Below are 18,445 nucleotides of genomic sequence, written 5' to 3'. Positions count from 1 at the left end.
GGAGAAGGTGCCATGGAAAATATATTAACCAAGGTTCTGCCCCAGGAAGGGGGGCTTGAAGGGAGCCGGTCCAGCGTGTACAACGGCGTGATCGGTCTGTTGGGTCTGTTCACCCTGGTGGGAATCGCCTTTGGCGTGCACGCCATGTTTGCCGGCCATGAACATGTGTATGGTGTCACCCGCGAAGTCCCATGGGGGCTGATGCTGGGCGCTTACGTCTTTTTTGTCGTGACCTCGACAGGGCTGTGTCTGGTTTCGTCCATTGGCCATGTGTTCGGCTTCGAGGCCTTCAAGCCCATTGCCAAACGTTCGGTCTATCTGGCCATTGCCACCATTGTGGCGGGTTTTCTGGTCATCGCCTTTGAGATTGAAAATCCCTGGCGCATGGCTATCTACAACATCATCTCCCCGAATCTCAGTTCCAACATTTGGTGGATGGGCACGTTGTACGGCGCCTACCTGTTCTTCATGCTGATCGAGTTTGCCCTGTTGCAGGCCGGCAGGCATAAGATTGCCGGCATGTGCGGTCTATTGGGCGTTATTTCGGGTGTTGCCGCTCATTCCAATCTCGGGGCGGTATTTGGACTCCTGAATGGCCGTGAGTTCTGGCATGGCCCCTATATGCCGATCTACTTCATCACCTCGGCCATGATGTCCGGGTGCGCCACGGTGATTTTCTTTCATTGGCTGGGGTATAAGATCAACGGCTGGAAGATGAGCGAGCAGCTGCAGGAGTCCCTGCGTTCTGTGGCCAAACTGGGAGCGTTGCTGTACCTCATCATCATGTTCTTCACCACCTGGAAATTGATCTCCGGTATCTCCGGTCATCCGCCGGGAAAATACGAGGCGATCATGGCCCTGATCAACGGTCCCTTTGCCAAGAATTTCTGGTATGGCGAGGTTGCTCTGGGGCTGGTCATCCCCTTCCTGATCATCCTTGCGGTTCGGGCCAAGAACCTGACGGCCATGGCGCTCGGCTCGCTGGCCAGCATCATCGGCATCTTCGTCATGCGCTACGATCTGGTGATCGTTGGGCAAATCATTCCCGGGTTTCATCAATTCAATATTGTTGATCTGCCGCATATTTTGCCCTATGCGCCGACCTTGCACGAGTGGATGGTGACCCTGTCCGGCTTTACCTTCTGCGGAATCCTCTTCATGATGGGCGAACGGCTGTTCCGCGGTCATCTGTCCGAAGAGCACTGATGGATTGTGTGTCGAACGACGGAGCGGCAGGCGCTGACAGCTTGCCGCTCCGTCCCGGCGCCCCGCACTGACAGAGGAGGCCGGCATGGCAAGAAAGAAAACGGAAATACAGGCGATACGGTCCGATGTGCCTATCTATCCGATCGGAGTCGCCGCCAAGTTGCTGAATGTGCATCCGCGGACGTTGCGGATTTATGAACAGGAAGGATTGATCAAGCCGACCCTTGTCGGCAACCGGCGGATGTTTTCCGCCGATGATATTCAATGGATAACCTGTCTGCGCACCTTTATCCATGAAGAGGGGATCAGTATTCCGGGGCTGAAAAAGCTGCTCGATTTGGTTCCCTGCTGGGAAGTGGCTGGATGTCCAGCAGAAATCCAGCAACAGTGCACGGCCAAGGTCGATCGGGCCGTGCCGCGGACGCTGCATCCGGTAGGTGATGCGGCCGCCCGGCTGGAGGCCAAGGAAAAGGATCGGCAGAGTCGGGGCGAACCCGGGCAAAAAAAAAAGCACCAATCGTCCGGTTGATCGATTTTCGAATCGGTTGTTCCTCGATCCCCGGCAACCGGCAAAGATCGTGTGCCTAAGGCCGTGTCGAGTTGGCTCAGGAGTACCGTTCGACCAACAGTCGGTGGTGCACGGTTGAGACGATGAGGAAAACGAAAAAGCGTTCCGAGCAAAGTTCGGAACGCTTTTTTTGTGCCGGATGAACGTGCCGGATTTATTCTTCCTGTTCGGCTTCGCCCGTCAGCGGATTGTGGATACCATAGCGTTCGATCTTGCGGCGCAGAGTGTCCTTGGAGATCGCCAGTTCCCGGCAGGTGGCCATCTTGCGCCAACGGTTGCGCTCCAGACTGAGAATGATCGCCTGTTTTTCGATCTCCTCAAGCGTCTGCGGCCCGTCATCCTGCACGGCGCGGGAGGCGGGTTGCTCGAAACCGGCGGCAAAGGGTTCGGGCAGATGTTGGGGTTGGATATAGCCGCCTTCGCAGAGGATAAAGGAATATTCGACAATATTTTCCAATTCACGGATGTTGCCGGGATAGTCGTAGCGCATGAGGATGGCCAAGGCGCCGCTGGATATACCGACGATGTCCTTACCCTGTTGGGCACTGTATTTTTTAATGAAGTGATCGATCAACAACGGGATGTCCTCCTTGCGTTCACGCAACGGCGGCAGGTTGATTTTGACCACATTGAGGCGGTAGAAGAGGTCGTCGCGGAAAGCTCCTTCCTTGACCAGGGCCTGGAGGTTGCGGTTGGTGGCGGTGATGATGCGCACATCGGCCTTGACCGGCGTGTTGGAGCCCAGCGGCTCGTAGACCTTTTCCTGGAGAACGCGCAGCAGTTTGACCTGAACGGCGCCGGGAATGTCGCCGATCTCGTCGAGGAACAGTGTGCCGCCCTCGGCGGCGGCAAAACGGCCGATCTTGTCCTTGCGGGCATCGGTGAAGGCGCCGGCCTTGTAACCGAACAGTTCGGATTCAAGCAGAGTTTCCGGCAGGGCCGCGCAGTTGACCACCACAAAGGGCTTGTCCTTGCGTTCGCTAGCATTGTAGAGCGCCCTGGCGACCAATTCCTTGCCGGTGCCGGATTCCCCGAGAATGAGCACGGTGCTGGGGCTGCGGGCGATTTCCGGAAGAATGTTGAACAGCCGCTGCATGGCGGCTGACTTGGAGATGATCGCGTCAAAGGTATATTTCTGGCTCAATTGCTGGCGCAGGCTGGTGATCGCGGTCAGATCGCGGAAGGTCTCCACCCCGCCGATAATGTTGCCTTCATGATCGGTGAGCGGGGCGGCGCTGATACTGATCGGCACCTTTTCCCCCTGACTGTTGCGGATGGTGATCGAGCGGTTGGCCACCGGTTTGCCGCTGTAGAGGCTTTCGGCGATGGCGCAGTTTTTGCCGCAGATCGACGAGTGGAAGATGTCTGAGCAGGACATGCCCATGGCATCCTCCCGTGACCAGCCGGTGATCTCCTCGGCGGCCCTGTTGAACGAGGTGATGTTCCAGTTGCGGTCCACGGTGAACACGCCATCGGCTATGGAATCAAGGATCAGGCTTTCACGGATGGAGGAGGTGTTGTCGCGGAACGTTTCGATGCCGCCGATGATATTGCCGAAATCGTCGAACAACGGCGCCGAGCTGATGGTCACCGGGATGGAATTGCCCGCCTTGCCCTTGATGAAGATGGACCGGTCGATGTACATGTTGTTGCGGTCGATAGCCTTCATCAGCATGCAGTCGCTGCCGCAGACGCTGGAATGGAAAATTTCGTTGCAGGGTTTACCGATCACCTCTTCCTGTTTCCAGCCGGTGATCGATTCCGCCGCTCGATTGAAGGAGGTGATGGTCCGGTTGCGGTCGATGGTGAACACGCCGTCGGCCACCGAAGCCAGGATCAAGGCATTGTTGAGGCTGTCGGAGCAATCATGAAAGGTCTGTACTCCGCCGATGACCTTGCCGTTGAGATCGTAGAGCGGCGAGGAGGTTAGCGACAGGGGGAAAAACCGACCGTCCTTATGGGTCATGAATACGGTCTGGGCCGCAAACGACTGCTCCCGCTCGATCGAGGAGCGAATCAGACAGCCGTTTTCGCACAGTTCTTCCGGAAAGACATCCTGACAGTTCTTGCCGAGAATTTCCTCGGTCTTCCAACCGGTGATCGCTTCCGCTGCGCGGTTGAACGAGATGATTTCCATGTCGCGGTTGACGGTTAGCACGCCTTCGGAGACGCTGTCCAGAAGCAGTTGGTGATAGAGCGATTCATTGGTGCTGTCCAGGGTGACAAGCGCGCCGCAGAGCGCGCGGTGGCGATCCCATAATGGGGTCACCGTGGCCAGGACGTCGATGGGACGGATTTCCTGGTCAGTCTGCAGCAAGAGGGACTGGCGGGAAAGCGATTGTTCCCAATCCGCCTGGGAGAAGAGTTCGGCCAAATTGACGGTTTGTCCTTTGAACAGCAGGAGCTCATCCATTGATTTGCCAAACAATTCGCCTAAGGGCCGACCGGTGAGCAGTTCTGCATTTTTATTCAACCCGATGATCCGGCAGTCGCGGTCAAGGGAGAATACCGCCAATGTGTTCTGGAACACAGGGTGTTCCCGGGAAAGATTTTTATTCATGGTCAGCCGCCGCTTGGTGGAGGGAAGCGCGAACCGGTCAACAGTTCACATTCCGGGATAAAAAGATTCAGCCGTGCGAGAAACGAAACACTGATTTCGATTGCATCAGCGGCACTCCGCCGCAACGGGTGCCAGGAGTGAAAATTGGCTGTGCGAAGTTGCCTTACTATAGCATATATTTGAAAACTTGCTCTTCTCTTGGTTTTGGGTTATGTTCCCTCGTTGCATTTTTTAATTAATGAGTGGCTATTCATTCTAGGGCTTTTTTTTTCGGGCCATAACAACACATTGTAGCACAAGGTGCCGATGTCGTCTTCGTTACTTTTTATCTTGAGGGTATGGAATGAACATTAATGAGCTGGAAAAATTAAACAATGAAGGTGTGGAACACCTGCCTTCACTTGAGCGCCGAACCTTTTTGCGCGCCGGACTCGCCATTACCGGATTGTTCATGGGGGGGACGATACTGTCGCTGACCAGCGTTCGCAACGCCGAAAGTGCTGTGGGCGCTCCGCCAAAGACCGAGAAATACCCCTACAGCCCTCATTACAGCATGGTCATGCGCCAGAATCTCTGCGTCGATTGCGAACGCTGCATGGAGGCCTGTGTCCAAACCAACCATGTGCCTCCCTATGGTTGGCGGACCATGATCCTGGAAAGAGTCCGGGAGATCGGACCCAAAGAAAAAGAGACAATATTCATGCCCGTGCTCTGCAACCAGTGCAACGAGCCGCCCTGTGTCCGCGTTTGCCCCACCGTGGCCACCTACAAGGATAAAACCACCGGTATCGTGGTCATGGATAGCAAGAAATGCATCGGCTGCAAGACCTGTATGGCCGCTTGTCCCTATAATGCACGGTACTTCAATGAAGAAATTCGCGCGGTCGATAAATGCAATTTCTGCTATGACACCCGCTTGTCCAAAGGGAAAAAAGACACAGCCTGCGTGGAAGCCTGTCCGGCTAAGGTCCGGGTGTTCGGCGATCTCAGCGATCCAAACAGCGAGGTCTATAAACTGGTGCATCGGCCGGAAACAACGGTCTGGGTCCTGCGGCCGGAAACCGGCGCCTTGCCCAATGTCTTTTATATGAATGCCTAAACAGCGGAAGGAGAGGGGACTATGAACACAAAAACGAAAATACTCGCAGCCCTTGGTCTTCTTGTCGCCGCAGGGGTATTGTGCACCGCCGATATTCAGGCAACTGCCCCGACCGCAGCACAGCCGCCCGCCCAGGACAAGCAATTTGAATCCTATGGCCAAACCCAGGTGATCGCTGTGGAACCGGTCAAGGAGATGTTCAGCCACAAATCCCATGTGGTGACCGCTGGCTTGAGTTGTGACAGCTGTCACCCCGATCTCTTTGAGCGCAAACGCGGATCAACCAAGGCCAAGGGCGATTATAACATGGCTTCCCTGGATGCCGGCAAATACTGCGGTGCCTGCCATGATGGCAAAATGGCGTTCAACACCACCGGACCAGAAACCTGCAAGGTCTGCCATGGTAGCGATATGAAGCAGCCGGAGACCATTGTGTTTAATGTTCCCGTGAAATCGGTCATATTCGAGCACAAGGGGCATGTTGACATGGGGCTTGACTGTGCCAGCTGCCATGATAAGGCCTTTGAAATGCGCAAAGGTGCAGCCGAAGAACATCCAGAAAAATTTACCATGGAGGCGCTCTATGCGGGCAAATACTGTGGTGTCTGCCATAACGGCACCGACGCCTTTGCCTCCAACACCCGTTGTACCACCTGTCACATTGGCGTAAAGGGATTCGAGCGCAAATTTGCCGGCGCGGCCCAAGTCGAAGGCAAGGACCACGGGAAAAAAGAACACTGATCGTCCGCTCAGCATATCGGGACGGGTGTCCTGCCCGTCCCGCCCTTTCAGCTCTCCACCGCTATTGACAACTTTCCTGACAATAGCGGTTCCAACTCTTTCCGCGACACCTAGCATGGCTTGTCACTCTCTCCCCCCTCCCTTCCTGTTTGATTAACTCATTGGTTCGTGGAGTATCGATGACGGTACCCCTCTACCGTTCCCTTGAAGCGGTCCCCTGTCGTTGCGTGGTTTCTTGTCTGGATGGACTTGAAATGCGCCGCTCGTGTGGCTGGCTTTTTATAATACATTGAATTTATAGATATTTTTTTGAAGCCGTTCTTTTGTTATCGGAAGCGGTAAAGAAAGGCATGGGTTGGTAGTTTTGGCCTTGCTGGACGATATCGTTTGAAATTATTGACGTTTTTTTCCTGGGAGTATGCATGCGTCCCCTTGGTGTCACGGAAAAGATCAGGCGTATTTTGATCAATCGTAGTGTGGCATGTGGGCTAATTTTGATCGTGTACCAGTAAAATATTGACAATCGTAGATGGACTGAAAACTTAAAAACAAATTGTTGTAGATTGTAAAACAAACGTAACTTCAAGTCGTTATGTCATTCTTTCGTGAAAAGAAGGCGCTCGCATATCCAGGTGGCATATCCCTTGCGTTGTCAAAGGCATCGAAACGCTTCATCGGCAGATAACGAAAAGGGGGAAACCAATGAATATCCTACCGTACAGTCAAACCAAACAGTCGGGAAATGATGGCGGTCATTCTCTCGCCTTGTGGATGCGGGCACATGTCACGCAAATTGTCGAGTCTTTCTGGTTCTGTCTCACCTTTGTTCTTTTTCTTCTTTTAGGGCCCTTTTCAGCCATCGTCGTCTTGATTGGCCTCGGGTCCCTTGCCAGCGAAGAGAACAGGGAGAAGATGATTGAGCCAGCGCGGTTATAATCAGCATCATTGTCATTATTGAACAAGCACAAAAGGAGGTTAGGCCCATGGCAAACGGATTTTCACTGACTGCAACAGCTGAACCGGAGGTGGCGAGTCCCCTGGTAAAAACCTTATCCGGTATTTTCGGGTTACTTTTGATCGTCGGCGTTGGTGTCGGCCTAGTTGGTTTTTTTATTGGTCATGAACATATATTCAACAACACACGTGAAGTTCCCTGGGGGCTTTTGATTTCCACGTACGCTTTTTTTGCCATCACCTCCACGGGATTGTGTTTGTTGGCGGCGATCAGCCATGTGTTCGGCGGCAACAAACTGGCTCCCCTGGCCAACAGAATGGTGTGGATCTCCTTGATCACCATCCTCAGCGGGTTCACGGTCATCGGCATGGAAATCGAAAGTCCATGGCGCATGGCGATCTACAATATCATTTCGCCAAACATCACTTCCAACATTTGGTGGATGGGCACGCTGTACGGTTTGGCGCTTGGTTTCATTCTTCTTGAGTTCTGGCTTATCCTCACCCGCCATTACACCTTGGCCCTGGTGCTTGGCATTCTCGGCGCCTTGGCCGAGGTTGCGGCCAACACCTGTTTGGGTGGGGTGTTCGCCACCCTAGCCGCTCGACCGTTTTGGTATGGGGCCCAATTGCCGGTGTATTTCCTCGCCTGCGCCTTTCTATCCGGGGCGGCTGCAGCCATTCTTTTCACCCACTATGCCTATGTCATTCGTGGCCGCAAGATGGAACAGCATGTTTTTGAAGGTGTGCACGCTGCCGGCAAGGTATTGCTGCTGATGCTGATCCTGGTTGCTGTCTCCACCTTCTGGAGAATGGCTTCGTTCTATGTCGGAGGCGTCAATGACGGAAAAATCGCTGCCAATGCTCTTTATATCGGTCCGCTGTCATTCAATTTCTGGGCACTTGAGGTCGGAGTCGGACTGGCGGCGCCAGTCGTTCTGCTTCTTCTCAGCCGTTTAAAGAGCGTGGCGGCCATGTCGACCGCGGCGTTGATGACCTTGGTTGGCATGTTTGTCTCCCGGCTCAACATGGTGGTTGGTGGGCAGATCGTGCCTCAATATGCCGGTTATGATAATTTACCCACCTATCTTACCTACACACCATCTGGATATGAGTGGCTTGTGGTCATGGCGGGTATCGGTTTGACCGGCATAGCCTTCCTTCAGGGCGAACGATTCTTTGGCAAGAGTTTCACCGAGCACGAGGCGCATTGATCCTGGGAATCGATCCGATTCATGACCGTTCCCTTGGGGAACGGTCATGAATTTACCATTGCGAGGGTTGAAATGGTTGATGAACAAAAAGCGATATTTACCATCGGGGTAGCGGCGCAGATGCTTGGGGTGCATCCCCGGACCTTGCGGATTTATGAGGAAGAGGGGCTGGTTGCTCCCTTGCGCAAGGGGAAGTGGCGGTACTACACCATGAACGATATCAAATGGATCGAGTGTCTGCGGGAGATGATCCACGAACATGGTGTATCCATTGCCGCCGTGAAAAAGTTGCTCCAGTACACACCTTGCTGGAATATCACCGATTGTCCTTTTGAAAAACGCAAACAGTGCACAGCGTTCATGGCCAATGCCCTGGTCCCCAAGAAAATCGACAAGCAGAAAATCAAAAAAGTGCAGAAGGCCGATTCGAAGGCGGCTTGATGATCCTGTCGAAGAGGTTCCAGCCAAGCCGATGGAAACCAGGGCGATAACTGGTTTTCTCGGCTTTTTTTTGACCTTTCGAATCCGTGGAGAAATCCTGCTGTTCGACGCGTTACCGGCGGTCACAGGCGGACGTTGCATGCCCCTGTTGATGAACGGGTGTCAAGGGGTGGTGCAATTGATGATAGCCGGCCACTGCCGCCGCAGAGAGTCGCTGTCGGGAAATTGCAGACGAACTTCCAGGCTTTCGTCTTCAAAAGAAAGGCAGTGTTCAATCGTTATTCGGTCAGGTGGTTGCAGCTCTTGAATGAGCTGCCTGAATTTTTTTTCTGCCGCATTTTTTCCCGGTGAAGAGCGGTGGTCCAGGTAGCGTAAAAGCTGTTGCAGCTGTTGCGGGATATTGTCTTGATCGATCTCCTTTTCTGTCCTGAACCATTCCTCTGCAAGATCACTCACGGACTTGCCCTCTCGCAAAGAGATCTCGATTATCATCTCTACCAGTTTCTGCTGCTTTGAGCCTCCTGGGCGATAAGTATCGATCAATTTCATCAGATAACGTTGATCTCCTTCGGAAAGACGAGCGAATTGTTTGCCAACTTTTAAGGATAGGGTCCCATTATGCAGGGCAAATACGACCAATGATTCTAATTGTAGCACACCAAGAAGTTCTTGCAGCTTGTACCGTTGAGGTTTGTGTCCCATGGCCGACAACAATTTCATTACTTCATGGTCGGCAAGGATTTGCTGCGCTTCTTGCAAAAGATGGGCTTGCAAGACCGGACTGTTGCGGACCGTTGACAAGCTATGAACGATTTGCAGGTACGTGATATTGAACAATGGGGTGGCAGGGGAAACGAGTTGGCAATAAACCTCATCGATCCCTAGATCCCTGATCGCTGGCAGATAGGGATAACCGGCCAGGAGTTGATAGCGTGAAGGTGCAATCTGCCGGACAGGCAATGGTTGCGTCAGGCCAACTTTTTGCAAGCTCTCAACGATCAACGCATCCGTGCATTCGTGATACAGAAAATCGATGAAGTGATCGGGAAAGTCGAGTTGCGACGTGCCAAGGAGTGTGAAGGTGAAGTCGAATGTCGCCGGAAGGTTCGTATCCATTGTTCTTTGCTACGGGTGACTGCCAGGCAATAAAAAAGGGCGCCAATGGGAAGGCGCCCTGATATAGCCTGGTAAGGGTTCTTTGTTCGATTATTACACAGGGTTAATCACTGTTGATTCTGGATCGCAGAATGCCCGATGGTTTAAACGTTACCACGCGTCGGGCGTCAAGGGTCAACTCGTTTCCTGTTTGCGGGTTTCGACCCCTCCGGGACTTTTTATCTTTGATGTTGAATTTGCCGAATCCGCTCAGCAACAAGTCCTCGCCGGTGATCAACGAGGATTTGGAGAGCGCTAAAAAGGTTTCGACGGACTCCGTGGATTGTGATTTGGTCAAATTGGGATGGGTCTTGTAGACCTGCTGGACTAAATCAGCTTTGGTCAGCGTCATTTTGTACCTCCTTGATGGAACACACAGAAAAAATCAATTCAACCAATTTTTCCTATCATAGGAATAGAAGCGGCAAGCTGTCAACCGGTTCAGGCAAGAAACGGAAAGGCTGAAATGCCGGCAAACTGAGCAGCTTGTCCTAACTCTTCCTCGATGCGGAGCAATTGATTGTATTTTGCCACTCTGTCGCTTCGCGAGGGGGCGCCTGTCTTGATTTGTCCAGTGTTGAGAGCCACAGCCAAATCAGCGATGGTCGCGTCTTCCGTCTCTCCGGAACGGTGGGAAATAACCGCCGTATAGGATGCCCGGTGCGCCATGTCCACTGCGTCGATGGTTTCCGTGACTGAGCCAATCTGGTTGAGTTTGATCAGAATCGAGTTGGCGATTTGTTGCGCTATACCTTTTTTCAATATGCTGGTATTGGTGACGAAAATATCATCGCCAACCAGTTGGATTCGGCCTCCCAATGCTTTGGTGAGTTGTTTCCAGCCCTCCCAGTCCGATTCGTCCAGGCCGTCTTCTATGGTGATCAGCGGGTATTTGTTGACCCAGTCAGTATAGAAGGCGATCATCTCTTCCGCTGATTTTTTGGGATTTTTTTCAGCGCTCAGCACATATTTCTTCTCTTGAGCCGAATAGAATTCACTGGCTGCGGCATCGATGCCGATAAAAATGTCCTTTCCGGGGGTGTAGCCGGCTTGCACAATTCCTTCGAGGATCGCTTCCATCGCTTCCTCATTGGAACGCAAATTGGGGGCAAAGCCGCCTTCATCACCTCCAGCTGTCTGCAAACCGCGCTTTTTTAAAACGGACTTGAGGGCATGAAAGGTTTCCGCCCCCATGCGTAGTGCCTCGGCAAAGGATGGCGCGCCCGCAGGGAGGATCATGAATTCCTGAATGTCGACGTTATTGTCGGCGTGCGCTCCGCCATTGAGGATGTTCATCATGGGTACTGGCAGCACCTTGGCATTGACGCCGCCGAGGTAATTGTAAAGAGGCAGCTCCAACTCCATGGCGGTTGCCTTGGCAATAGCCATGGAGACGCCAAGGATGGCGTTGGCGCCAAATTTCTCCTTGTTGGCTGTTCCGTCAAGTTGCAGCATGATGTGGTCGATCACGACTTGCTGCGAAGATTCGAAACCAACAATGGCGGGCGCAATCTGCTCGTTGACATTGTGCACTGCCTGCAGGACACCTTTTCCGCCGTAGCGTTTATTTTCCTTGTCTCGCAACTCCAACGCTTCCCGCGTCCCGGTGGATGCGCCGGAGGGCACGGCGGCCCGGCCAATGGCCCCGCTTTCGAGCTGTACTTCCACCTCAACGGTGGGGTTTCCCCGAGAATCAAGTATTTCTCTGGCCAGAACACCTGTAATTTCACTCATAGGAATCTATCTCCTGCAATTAGTAAGACGAAGTTTAAATTTTGCCCGCCATTTGGAAAATGGGTAGGTACATTGCTACTACAAGTCCACCGATCATGCCACCAAGAAAAACCATCATGAAGGGTTCGATCATTGCTGTCAGGTTTTCGACGGCCTGATCCACTTCTTCATCATAGAAATCGGCTATTTTTTCCAGCATGGTGTCAAGTGCGCCCACCGATTCACCAACATTAATCATCTGGACAACCATGTTCGGAAAAACACCCGACTCCTCCAGGGGTTCGGCAATCGGCCGGCCCTCGGCAATGCTTTCAGATACCCGTAGAACCGCCCGCTCGACAATTTTGTTGCCCGAGGTCCGGGCAACGACTTGAAGGGCGTCCAATATGGGCACACCGCTTTGCAGCATAGTGCTCAAGGTTCGGGTGAATTTTGATACCGCTACTTTTCTGGTGAGTTGCCCTATGACCGGGGCTTTGAGGATGAACGCATCGATTTTGAGCCGCCCTTTTTCCGTGTTGTAGATTTTTTTAATCCCGTAGAATAACAAGATGCCGAACATCAGAATATAAATGATATTCCCTTTGACAAAATCACTCATGTCAACGACCAGTTGGGTGACTGCCGGCAAGGCGGAATCCATGCTGGCAAACATTTCGACAAAAACGGGAATGACAAACACCAGGATGACGATCAGGATGAGAATGGAAATGGCCAGACAGATAACAGGGTAGGTCATGGCACCCTTGATCTTTTTCTGCAGAGCCATGGCTTTTTCCTTGAAACTGGCCAACCGCGAGAGGATTGTATCCAGGATACCTCCTAGTTCACCGGCTTCAATCATGTTGCTGTAGAGGTTGTCAAACACCTTTGGGTGCTTGCGCATGGAGTCGGCGAGAGTGGTTCCTGTTTCAACGTCGTTTTGAATGGAAAGCAATACCTTCTTGAACGTGGCGTTGCTCTGCTGTTTGCCAAGTATCTGAAGGCATTGGACCAGTGGCAGGCCGGCATCGATCATGGTCGACAACTGCCGAGTGAAAATGACAATGTCCTTGCCCGTTACCTTGGGTTTGAAAAAATCTATGTTCTCAAAAATATCTTTGGGCTTTTCCTTGACCGTCGGATTGTCAATGCGCAACCGCCTGAGCTGCGCGCGAGCGCCGGCTTCATCGAGCGCTTCGATTTCGCCTTTGCGCTTTTCGCCAAAGCTGTTTTTTCCTTTCCAGACGTAGATGGGCATAAAGAAATCTCCAGACAGTTGCCAACAATTTTATATCAACAAGAAAGAGTTGGTATTGACAGACGGCGCAATAGCCTTTATAAAAGTTATCTTTTGGACGACGAGAGCGTTGAGCTCTCATATTACGTTTTAATTGTATGGAAGATTTTTTTCTGATTCAAGAAAAAGTTTATATTTTTTCAGGAGTTGGCAATATGCAAACAAGCGACGTGGCAAAATTCAGCGAAGGAGCATTTCTCCCGGTTATCGAGCAGTGCGAAGGGTGCGAGCGTATCGTTGAGGCAAGCGGCAATAAATTTTGTGAAACTTATATGAATCCGGCCGCGAAATGGCGGTTGGGCATTTGCAACTTTGCTACCCATGCAAAACCCGAGGTAAAGGTCGCAAAAATCCGGGTCAACCCGTTGAAGGCGGCCAAGCGAGCTTCCCGTCGCAAGTAACTGATTGCGCTGTTCCTTGCTTCTAGCGGGTGGTGCAAGCACAGTGGATCATTTCAGTGTCCGCTCGGCACGCAACTGCTTTTTCTCCTTCCTCAGCACTTTGCAGCTCCCTTTAGGTCTTGTTGTCCCTAAAGGGAGCTGTTTTGTTTCCAACTATTTCCTGCCGACCCCCGTATACTGAAATCCGGCTTCTTTCATGCTGGCCGGATCGTAGACATTGCGTAAATCGATAAAGATCGGGGTCTTCATCCGTGTTTTGAGCTGGCGCAGATCCAGGGCACGATATTGATTCCATTCTGTCATCAGCACGATGCAGTCCGCCCCTGTTGCGGCCTCATAGGGGGTGTCGACGTATTCAATGGCGGCGGGAAGGTATTTTTTTGCCTCTTCCATGCCCTTGGGATCATGGGCCCGGATGCGCGCTCCTTTTTCTATCAGGGCGGGAAGAATGGTCGTGGATGGCGCATCCCGCATGTCATCGGTTTCTGGCTTGAAGGTTAGGCCAAGGATGGCGATGGTTTTCCCGGCCTCGATACCTCCGAGCATCTCTCTGATTTTTTTTACCATTCTTGCCTTTTGCGCCGCATTGACCTCGACCGCGGCTTCAACGATGCGCACATTTTCCCCATGTTCCTGCACGATGCGCATCAGGGCCAGGGTATCCTTGGGAAAGCAGGAACCGCCGTAACCTGGACCGGGGTGGAGAAATTTGCTGCCGATTCGTCCATCCATGCCGATTGCTTTGGCCAGATCAATGACATTGGCGTTGACTGATTCGCACACCATGGCAATTTCGTTGATAAAGCTGATTTTCACCGCGAGAAAGGCGTTGGCGGCATACTTGGTCAGCTCAGCTGTTTCGATCGTGGTGTGGACGATCGGTGTATCGCGTAGATAGAGGGGCTTATAAATTTCCTTGAGCACTTTTCCCGCTCGTTCCGTCTCGACCCCAATGACGATGCGATCCGGGCGCATGAAATCGCTGATCGCAGCTCCCTCCCGCAAAAATTCCGGATTGGAGGCAACATCGAATTCAGCCTGCGGATTGGTTTCTCGGATAATTCGCTCGACCTGCCGGGCCGTGCCCACCGGTACAGTGCTCTTGTCGACAACCACGGTATACTTACGCAGCTGGACGGCCAGTTCCCGCGCAGCCGCATAAATATAGGTTAGGTCGGCATAGCCGTCACCGCGACGGGAACTGGGCGTGCCCACGGCGATGAAGACTGCATCCGCCTCGGGGATCGCCTGGGCGAGGTCGGTGGTGAAACGTAACCGGCCCTCGGCGGTATTTTTTTTGACCAACACGTCGAGGCCGGGTTCGTAAATGGGAATAATCCCTTGGTTTAATTGCATGATCTTTTCTTCCATGTTGTCAACACAGGTGACAATATGGCCAAATTCGGCAAAACAGGTACCGGTGACCAAGCCTACGTAACCGGTTCCGATCATGGTAATATTCATTTTTTTTCAACTCCTTCTTTCATTCTGCTGCCAAACAGCGCTGTTCCGACGCGGACAATGGTTGCCCCTTCCTCGATCGCCACAGGATAATCGTTGGACATCCCCATGGAAAGTTCAATAGCGTCGTTGTCATGGAATAATTTTTTTACGGCCAGCTGTTGGGCGAGTTCTCTGAGCGCGCGAAAATAGGGACGGCTTTTTTCTGGATCGGAGAAAAAGGGGGGCAGCGCCATCAGACCGCGAACACGAAGATTGGTTTCCGCGCTGATGGCGTGCAGAAGCTCTGTTGTTTCCTCGGGCATTACCCCGGATTTCTGTTTTTCCCGGCCGATATTGACCTGGATGAGGATGGACAGGTGCTTGTCTAATCGCTTGGCATGCAGATCGAGCGCCTTGGCGACTTTGAAGCGATCGACCGTCTCCACCATGGTAAAGAGTTCCGCCACTTGTGCCGCTTTATTGCTTTGCAGATGACCGATGAAATGCCACTGAACCGTGGGCGGCAATTGAGGGATTTTGTCCGCTGCCTCCTGGAGATAGTTTTCTCCGAACAGCATTTGCCCGCCCGCGACCGCCTCGCAAATGGCTTCTACTCCGACTTGTTTACTGACCGCTACCAACTGGACGGTATCTGGATGCCTTCCTGATCTGCGCGCTGCTGTCGCGATGGTGGTCAAAATTCGGGTAAGATTATCGACAATCATGGCGAACCTCGGGCAGGTGAAAAAGGCGGACCGCGTTGGTCGTGGTTGCCCTGGCCACTTCCTCCAGGGAAACCTGCTTGAGCGATGCGACCATTTGCGCGGTGTAAAGCATCAATTTCGGTTCATTTCTTTTGCCTCGATAGGGCACGGGGGCAAGGAAGGGTCCATCGGTTTCCAGCAGCAGGTGATCGAGGTCAATCGCCCGGATGACGTCGTGCAACGTTGCCGCATTGGCAAAGGTGACAATGCCTGGAATGGAGAGGAAAAAACCGCAATCAACCATCTCCTCCGCCAATCGTCTGTCTCCGGAGAAGCAGTGCATCACGCCTCCCCGGGGAAAGGGGCCTGCAGATCGAATCAAACGGGCCACATCTTGATGGGCGTCCCGGTCGTGAATCACCACCGGCAGATCAAGTGTCTTGGCCAGTTGAAGTTGCGCAGCGAAGGCCTTGCGCTGGACCTCCGCGGGCGCATATTTCTTGGCATAATCCAGGCCGATCTCGCCGTAACCGACCACGCGGGCATTTTTTGCCAGATCGGCAAGCTGCTTGAGCGTCTCCCGGTTCGCCTGGTCGGCGTCATGGGGATGAATGCCCACGGTGGCAAAGACTCCGGCATGTTGCTGAGCAAGGGAGACCGCCCGGCAGGAACTGGCAAGATCAATCCCTATGGTGATGATTCGGCGGATGCCGTGTTGCGCCGCCGCCTGAATCACTGTTTCGAGATCGGCTTGGTACTCTTCCATGTCAAGATGGCAATGGGTGTCGATGAGTTCGGCGGAACTGTCGAGTTGGGGCAAGGGGGTGTTGTTGAGCTTCATGGGAACCGCTGTGCGTGGAATGCTGTTTTTTAGAATATTGAGTGGGTTGGGTCGTTGAACGTCCGATCGGGATGCCTCTTTTTGTCGAGGCAAGACATTTGCCCTGTATCATAGTGAATGTTTATTGACATTAAAACCTTATTTTTTTACAACTGGTTATCTTGGGTCGCCTGTCCGCTGCCGTGGCAGGGGATATCTTTTTTTCTCCCTGATTTTTGAAGGAAAACAATGGGAGAACCCATGAGGACAGGAAGGCGCATGACCGAGCTCAGCGGATTCCGTTCAACGGGCTTTTCTACACAGACGTTTAAAGAAAGCCGCCTGAACAACTCTTTTCAGAACTGGAGGATGACTCGCATGAAAACAAATAATGGAATGAAATTGGTGCTCTTCCTGGGGATGGCATTCATGCTCCTTTGCGCTGGTTGCGCCTCCTCGGGCAGTAAAATGGCGACCGACGCTTCCGGATTGCCACAAATGACCAATTTCGCCGACGATATCAAGGATATTACCCTGCCAACAGAACTTCAGTGGGACCGAAAGAACTCGATGGTCATCAAGACCGAGTCCTTCAGAGGGGGTGTTTTTACGTACAAAGGGCGGGCCGAGATCATGTCCTTGAAAGATTACATGATCGCCTCCATGCAGGATAATAAGTGGCGGCTTGTCGGGGAAACGGCCTCGAAGAACATCATGCTGGCCTTTATCAAGCCCAACAAGACATGCATGATGGTCATCGCCGAGGGCGTCCTTGGTAAAACCGAGTTGAAACTGTATGTGGCCATTGACAAGACAGGGGGCGGCGGCGCCGGTTCGGTTGGCGATTCATCCGGCTCCTTTGGTGAATCCTTTTCCCAATAAACATTTCCCAATTTTCCATCATGTCGGGTCTGCAAGGAAAGAATATTCTGCTGGGAGTGACCGGGTCGATCGCCGCCTATAAGGCGGCCCAGTGGGTGCGGGAACTGGTCAAGGAAGAAGCGGTGGTGACCGTGCTCATGACCGGGGCCGCCGAGAAGTTTGTCGCCCCATTGACCTTTTCGGCTCTCTCCGGTAATCCCGTCTACCGCGACATGTTTGATGAATCACCCGATCGGGTCATGGCGCACATCAATCTGTCCCGGGAAGCGGATGCGCTTGTCATCGCGCCAGCAACCGCGCAGACTATCGCCCGGCTTGCCGGTGGTTGGGCTGATACCCTGTTGGCGGCCGTGGTCCTTGCTGCCCAGGTTCCGGTGGTGATCTGTCCGGCAATGAATTCCTCGATGCTGGCCCACCCCGCCACCCAGGAAAACATGAACCGCTTGCGGCAATTTGGCTATCATCTGGTGCAACCGGGGAGTGGCGCCTTGGCTTGCGGGGAAACCGGAGACGGACGGTTGGCCGAATGGGAGGCCGCGCGGGAGGCCCTGCTTTTTCTTTTGGGGCCAGCCGATCTCAAAGGCAAGAGCGTTTTGATCACTGCAGGGCCAACCCGTGAACCTATCGATCCCGTACGCTTCCTCAGCAACCGTTCCAGCGGCAAGATGGGGTTTGCCCTGGCGCAAGCCGCGCAACGCAGGGGAGCGGCGGTGACCTTGGTCACCGGGCCGGTGGCGCTTGCCGATCCATGGGGCATTGACGTGATTCGGGTAACGACCGCAGAGGAAATGGCAGCCGCAGTGCTCGGACAGGCTCCTGCCATGGATGTGATCATCAAATCCGCAGCGGTCGCTGATTTTCGGCCAGCAAGCTGCCAATCCTTGAAAATCAAGAAAACGAACCAAGGGTTGCGGCTCGATTTGATCAAGAACAGGGATATACTGGCCGAGCTCGGCCATCGTCGCCAACCGCATCAGGTTCTTGTCGGCTTCGCTGCCGAGAGCCACGATCACCTGTCCGAAGGACAGCGAAAACTCCGGGAAAAAAACCTGGATCTGATCGTGGTCAATGATATTCTTGGTTCGGAAACCGGGTTCGATGTGGCAACCAATCAGGTTACGTTGATCGGACGGAAGGAAATCCATCCCTTGCCGCTGCTGAGCAAGGAAGCCACAGCCGATCGCATTTTGGACAGGGTTGTCACCCTGCTCGGCGAAAAGGCCATCAAGGAGTAACTCTTTTCA

The 18,445-nt window shown here is 53.1% G+C and carries 18 protein-coding genes and 1 pseudogene; 10 read left to right on the top strand and 9 right to left on the bottom strand.

The window, feature by feature from the left end:
• The first annotated feature begins 12 nt into the window (after positions 1 to 12).
• Positions 13 to 1,206: an NrfD/PsrC family molybdoenzyme membrane anchor subunit gene (gene nrfD, locus DESPR_RS11015; RefSeq protein ID WP_015724890.1), complete on the top strand. Its 1,194-nt coding sequence runs from the start codon at positions 13 to 15 to the stop codon at positions 1,204 to 1,206.
• An 85-nt stretch (positions 1,207 to 1,291) separates the two neighbouring features.
• A complete protein-coding gene (locus DESPR_RS11010) occupies positions 1,292 to 1,735 on the top strand; it encodes a MerR family transcriptional regulator (protein ID WP_015724889.1) in 444 nt (147 codons plus the stop codon).
• A 193-nt stretch (positions 1,736 to 1,928) separates the two neighbouring features.
• On the opposite strand, the gene DESPR_RS19310 is transcribed toward DESPR_RS11010, so the two are convergent.
• Positions 1,929 to 3,311 (bottom strand): sigma-54-dependent Fis family transcriptional regulator, encoded by a 1,383-nt coding sequence (locus DESPR_RS19310; protein ID WP_043771174.1) that lies wholly within the window; start codon positions 3,309 to 3,311, stop codon positions 1,929 to 1,931.
• Between the two features lie 33 nt (positions 3,312 to 3,344).
• Positions 3,345 to 4,334, bottom strand: a pseudogene (locus DESPR_RS19305) (PAS domain-containing protein); the annotation flags it as partial.
• A 343-nt stretch (positions 4,335 to 4,677) separates the two neighbouring features.
• Between DESPR_RS19305 and DESPR_RS11000 the strand changes: the two are divergent.
• The 5 genes from DESPR_RS11000 (at position 4,678) to DESPR_RS10980 (ending at position 8,783) form a co-directional block, all read left to right on the top strand.
• Positions 4,678 to 5,433, top strand: a complete 756-nt coding sequence (locus DESPR_RS11000) for a 4Fe-4S dicluster domain-containing protein (RefSeq protein ID WP_015724887.1) — start codon at positions 4,678 to 4,680, stop codon at positions 5,431 to 5,433.
• Between the two features lie 21 nt (positions 5,434 to 5,454).
• A complete protein-coding gene (locus tag DESPR_RS18785; RefSeq protein ID WP_015724886.1) occupies positions 5,455 to 6,174 on the top strand; it encodes a c(7)-type cytochrome triheme domain-containing protein in 720 nt (239 codons plus the stop codon).
• A 702-nt stretch (positions 6,175 to 6,876) separates the two neighbouring features.
• Positions 6,877 to 7,110: a hypothetical protein gene (locus tag DESPR_RS10990; RefSeq protein WP_015724885.1), complete on the top strand. Its 234-nt coding sequence runs from the start codon at positions 6,877 to 6,879 to the stop codon at positions 7,108 to 7,110.
• 47 nt (positions 7,111 to 7,157) lie between these two features.
• The gene (nrfD, locus tag DESPR_RS10985) at positions 7,158 to 8,342 is read left to right on the top strand and encodes an NrfD/PsrC family molybdoenzyme membrane anchor subunit (RefSeq protein ID WP_015724884.1); all 1,185 of its coding nucleotides are present in this window, start codon (positions 7,158 to 7,160) and stop codon (positions 8,340 to 8,342) included.
• Positions 8,343 to 8,414: 72 nt separating this feature from the next.
• Entirely contained in the window at positions 8,415 to 8,783 is a 369-nt protein-coding gene (locus DESPR_RS10980) for a MerR family transcriptional regulator (RefSeq protein WP_015724883.1), read from the top strand.
• Positions 8,784 to 8,945: 162 nt separating this feature from the next.
• Here the strand turns inward: DESPR_RS10980 and DESPR_RS10975 are convergent, their stop codons facing one another.
• The 4 genes from DESPR_RS10975 to DESPR_RS10960 form a co-directional block, all read right to left on the bottom strand.
• Entirely contained in the window at positions 8,946 to 9,899 is a 954-nt protein-coding gene (locus tag DESPR_RS10975) for a ParB/Srx family N-terminal domain-containing protein (RefSeq protein WP_015724882.1), read from the bottom strand.
• Between the two features lie 103 nt (positions 9,900 to 10,002).
• Positions 10,003 to 10,290 (bottom strand): integration host factor subunit alpha, encoded by a 288-nt coding sequence (locus tag DESPR_RS10970; protein WP_015724881.1) that lies wholly within the window; start codon positions 10,288 to 10,290, stop codon positions 10,003 to 10,005.
• Between the two features lie 89 nt (positions 10,291 to 10,379).
• Entirely contained in the window at positions 10,380 to 11,672 is a 1,293-nt protein-coding gene (gene eno / locus DESPR_RS10965; RefSeq protein ID WP_015724880.1) for a phosphopyruvate hydratase, read from the bottom strand.
• Between the two features lie 34 nt (positions 11,673 to 11,706).
• The gene (locus DESPR_RS10960; RefSeq protein ID WP_015724879.1) at positions 11,707 to 12,912 is read right to left on the bottom strand and encodes a type II secretion system F family protein; all 1,206 of its coding nucleotides are present in this window, start codon (positions 12,910 to 12,912) and stop codon (positions 11,707 to 11,709) included.
• A gap of 137 nt (positions 12,913 to 13,049) precedes the next feature.
• Between DESPR_RS10960 and DESPR_RS10955 the strand changes: the two genes are divergently transcribed.
• Positions 13,050 to 13,352, top strand: coding sequence for a PxxKW family cysteine-rich protein (locus DESPR_RS10955; RefSeq protein ID WP_245529437.1), 303 nt, complete (start codon positions 13,050 to 13,052; stop codon positions 13,350 to 13,352).
• Positions 13,353 to 13,505: 153 nt separating this feature from the next.
• On the opposite strand, the gene DESPR_RS10950 is transcribed toward DESPR_RS10955, so the two are convergent.
• From DESPR_RS10950 to DESPR_RS10940, 3 genes are read right to left on the bottom strand one after another with little or no spacing between them, the layout of a single operon-like run.
• Positions 13,506 to 14,816, bottom strand: a complete 1,311-nt coding sequence (locus tag DESPR_RS10950) for a UDP-glucose dehydrogenase family protein (RefSeq protein ID WP_015724877.1) — start codon at positions 14,814 to 14,816, stop codon at positions 13,506 to 13,508.
• On the bottom strand, positions 14,813 to 15,520 hold the full coding sequence (locus DESPR_RS10945; protein ID WP_015724876.1) for a YggS family pyridoxal phosphate-dependent enzyme: 708 nt from the start codon (positions 15,518 to 15,520) through the stop codon (positions 14,813 to 14,815). Before DESPR_RS10945 ends, DESPR_RS10950 begins: the two co-directional genes overlap by 4 nt.
• Complete coding sequence (locus tag DESPR_RS10940; RefSeq protein ID WP_015724875.1) at positions 15,507 to 16,340, bottom strand: TatD family hydrolase; 834 nt, start codon at positions 16,338 to 16,340, stop codon at positions 15,507 to 15,509. Before DESPR_RS10940 ends, DESPR_RS10945 begins: the two co-directional genes overlap by 14 nt.
• A 258-nt stretch (positions 16,341 to 16,598) precedes the next feature.
• Here DESPR_RS10940 and DESPR_RS10935 point away from each other — a divergent pair, with 258 nt between their 5' ends.
• Positions 16,599 to 17,201 carry a hypothetical protein gene (locus DESPR_RS10935; RefSeq protein ID WP_169701592.1) on the top strand — a complete coding sequence of 201 codons (603 nt, stop codon included), beginning with the start codon at positions 16,599 to 16,601 and terminating at the stop codon, positions 17,199 to 17,201.
• Between the two features lie 20 nt (positions 17,202 to 17,221).
• Positions 17,222 to 18,436, top strand: coding sequence for a bifunctional phosphopantothenoylcysteine decarboxylase/phosphopantothenate--cysteine ligase CoaBC (coaBC, locus tag DESPR_RS10930; RefSeq protein ID WP_015724873.1), 1,215 nt, complete (start codon positions 17,222 to 17,224; stop codon positions 18,434 to 18,436).
• Positions 18,437 to 18,445: the final 9 nt, after the last annotated feature.

It is taken from the genome of Desulfobulbus propionicus DSM 2032, assembly GCF_000186885.1.
In the GTDB taxonomy this organism is placed as follows: domain Bacteria; phylum Desulfobacterota; class Desulfobulbia; order Desulfobulbales; family Desulfobulbaceae; genus Desulfobulbus; species Desulfobulbus propionicus.
Note: the sequence above shows the minus strand (reverse complement) of the source record. Positions and strands in the feature narration are given on the sequence as shown.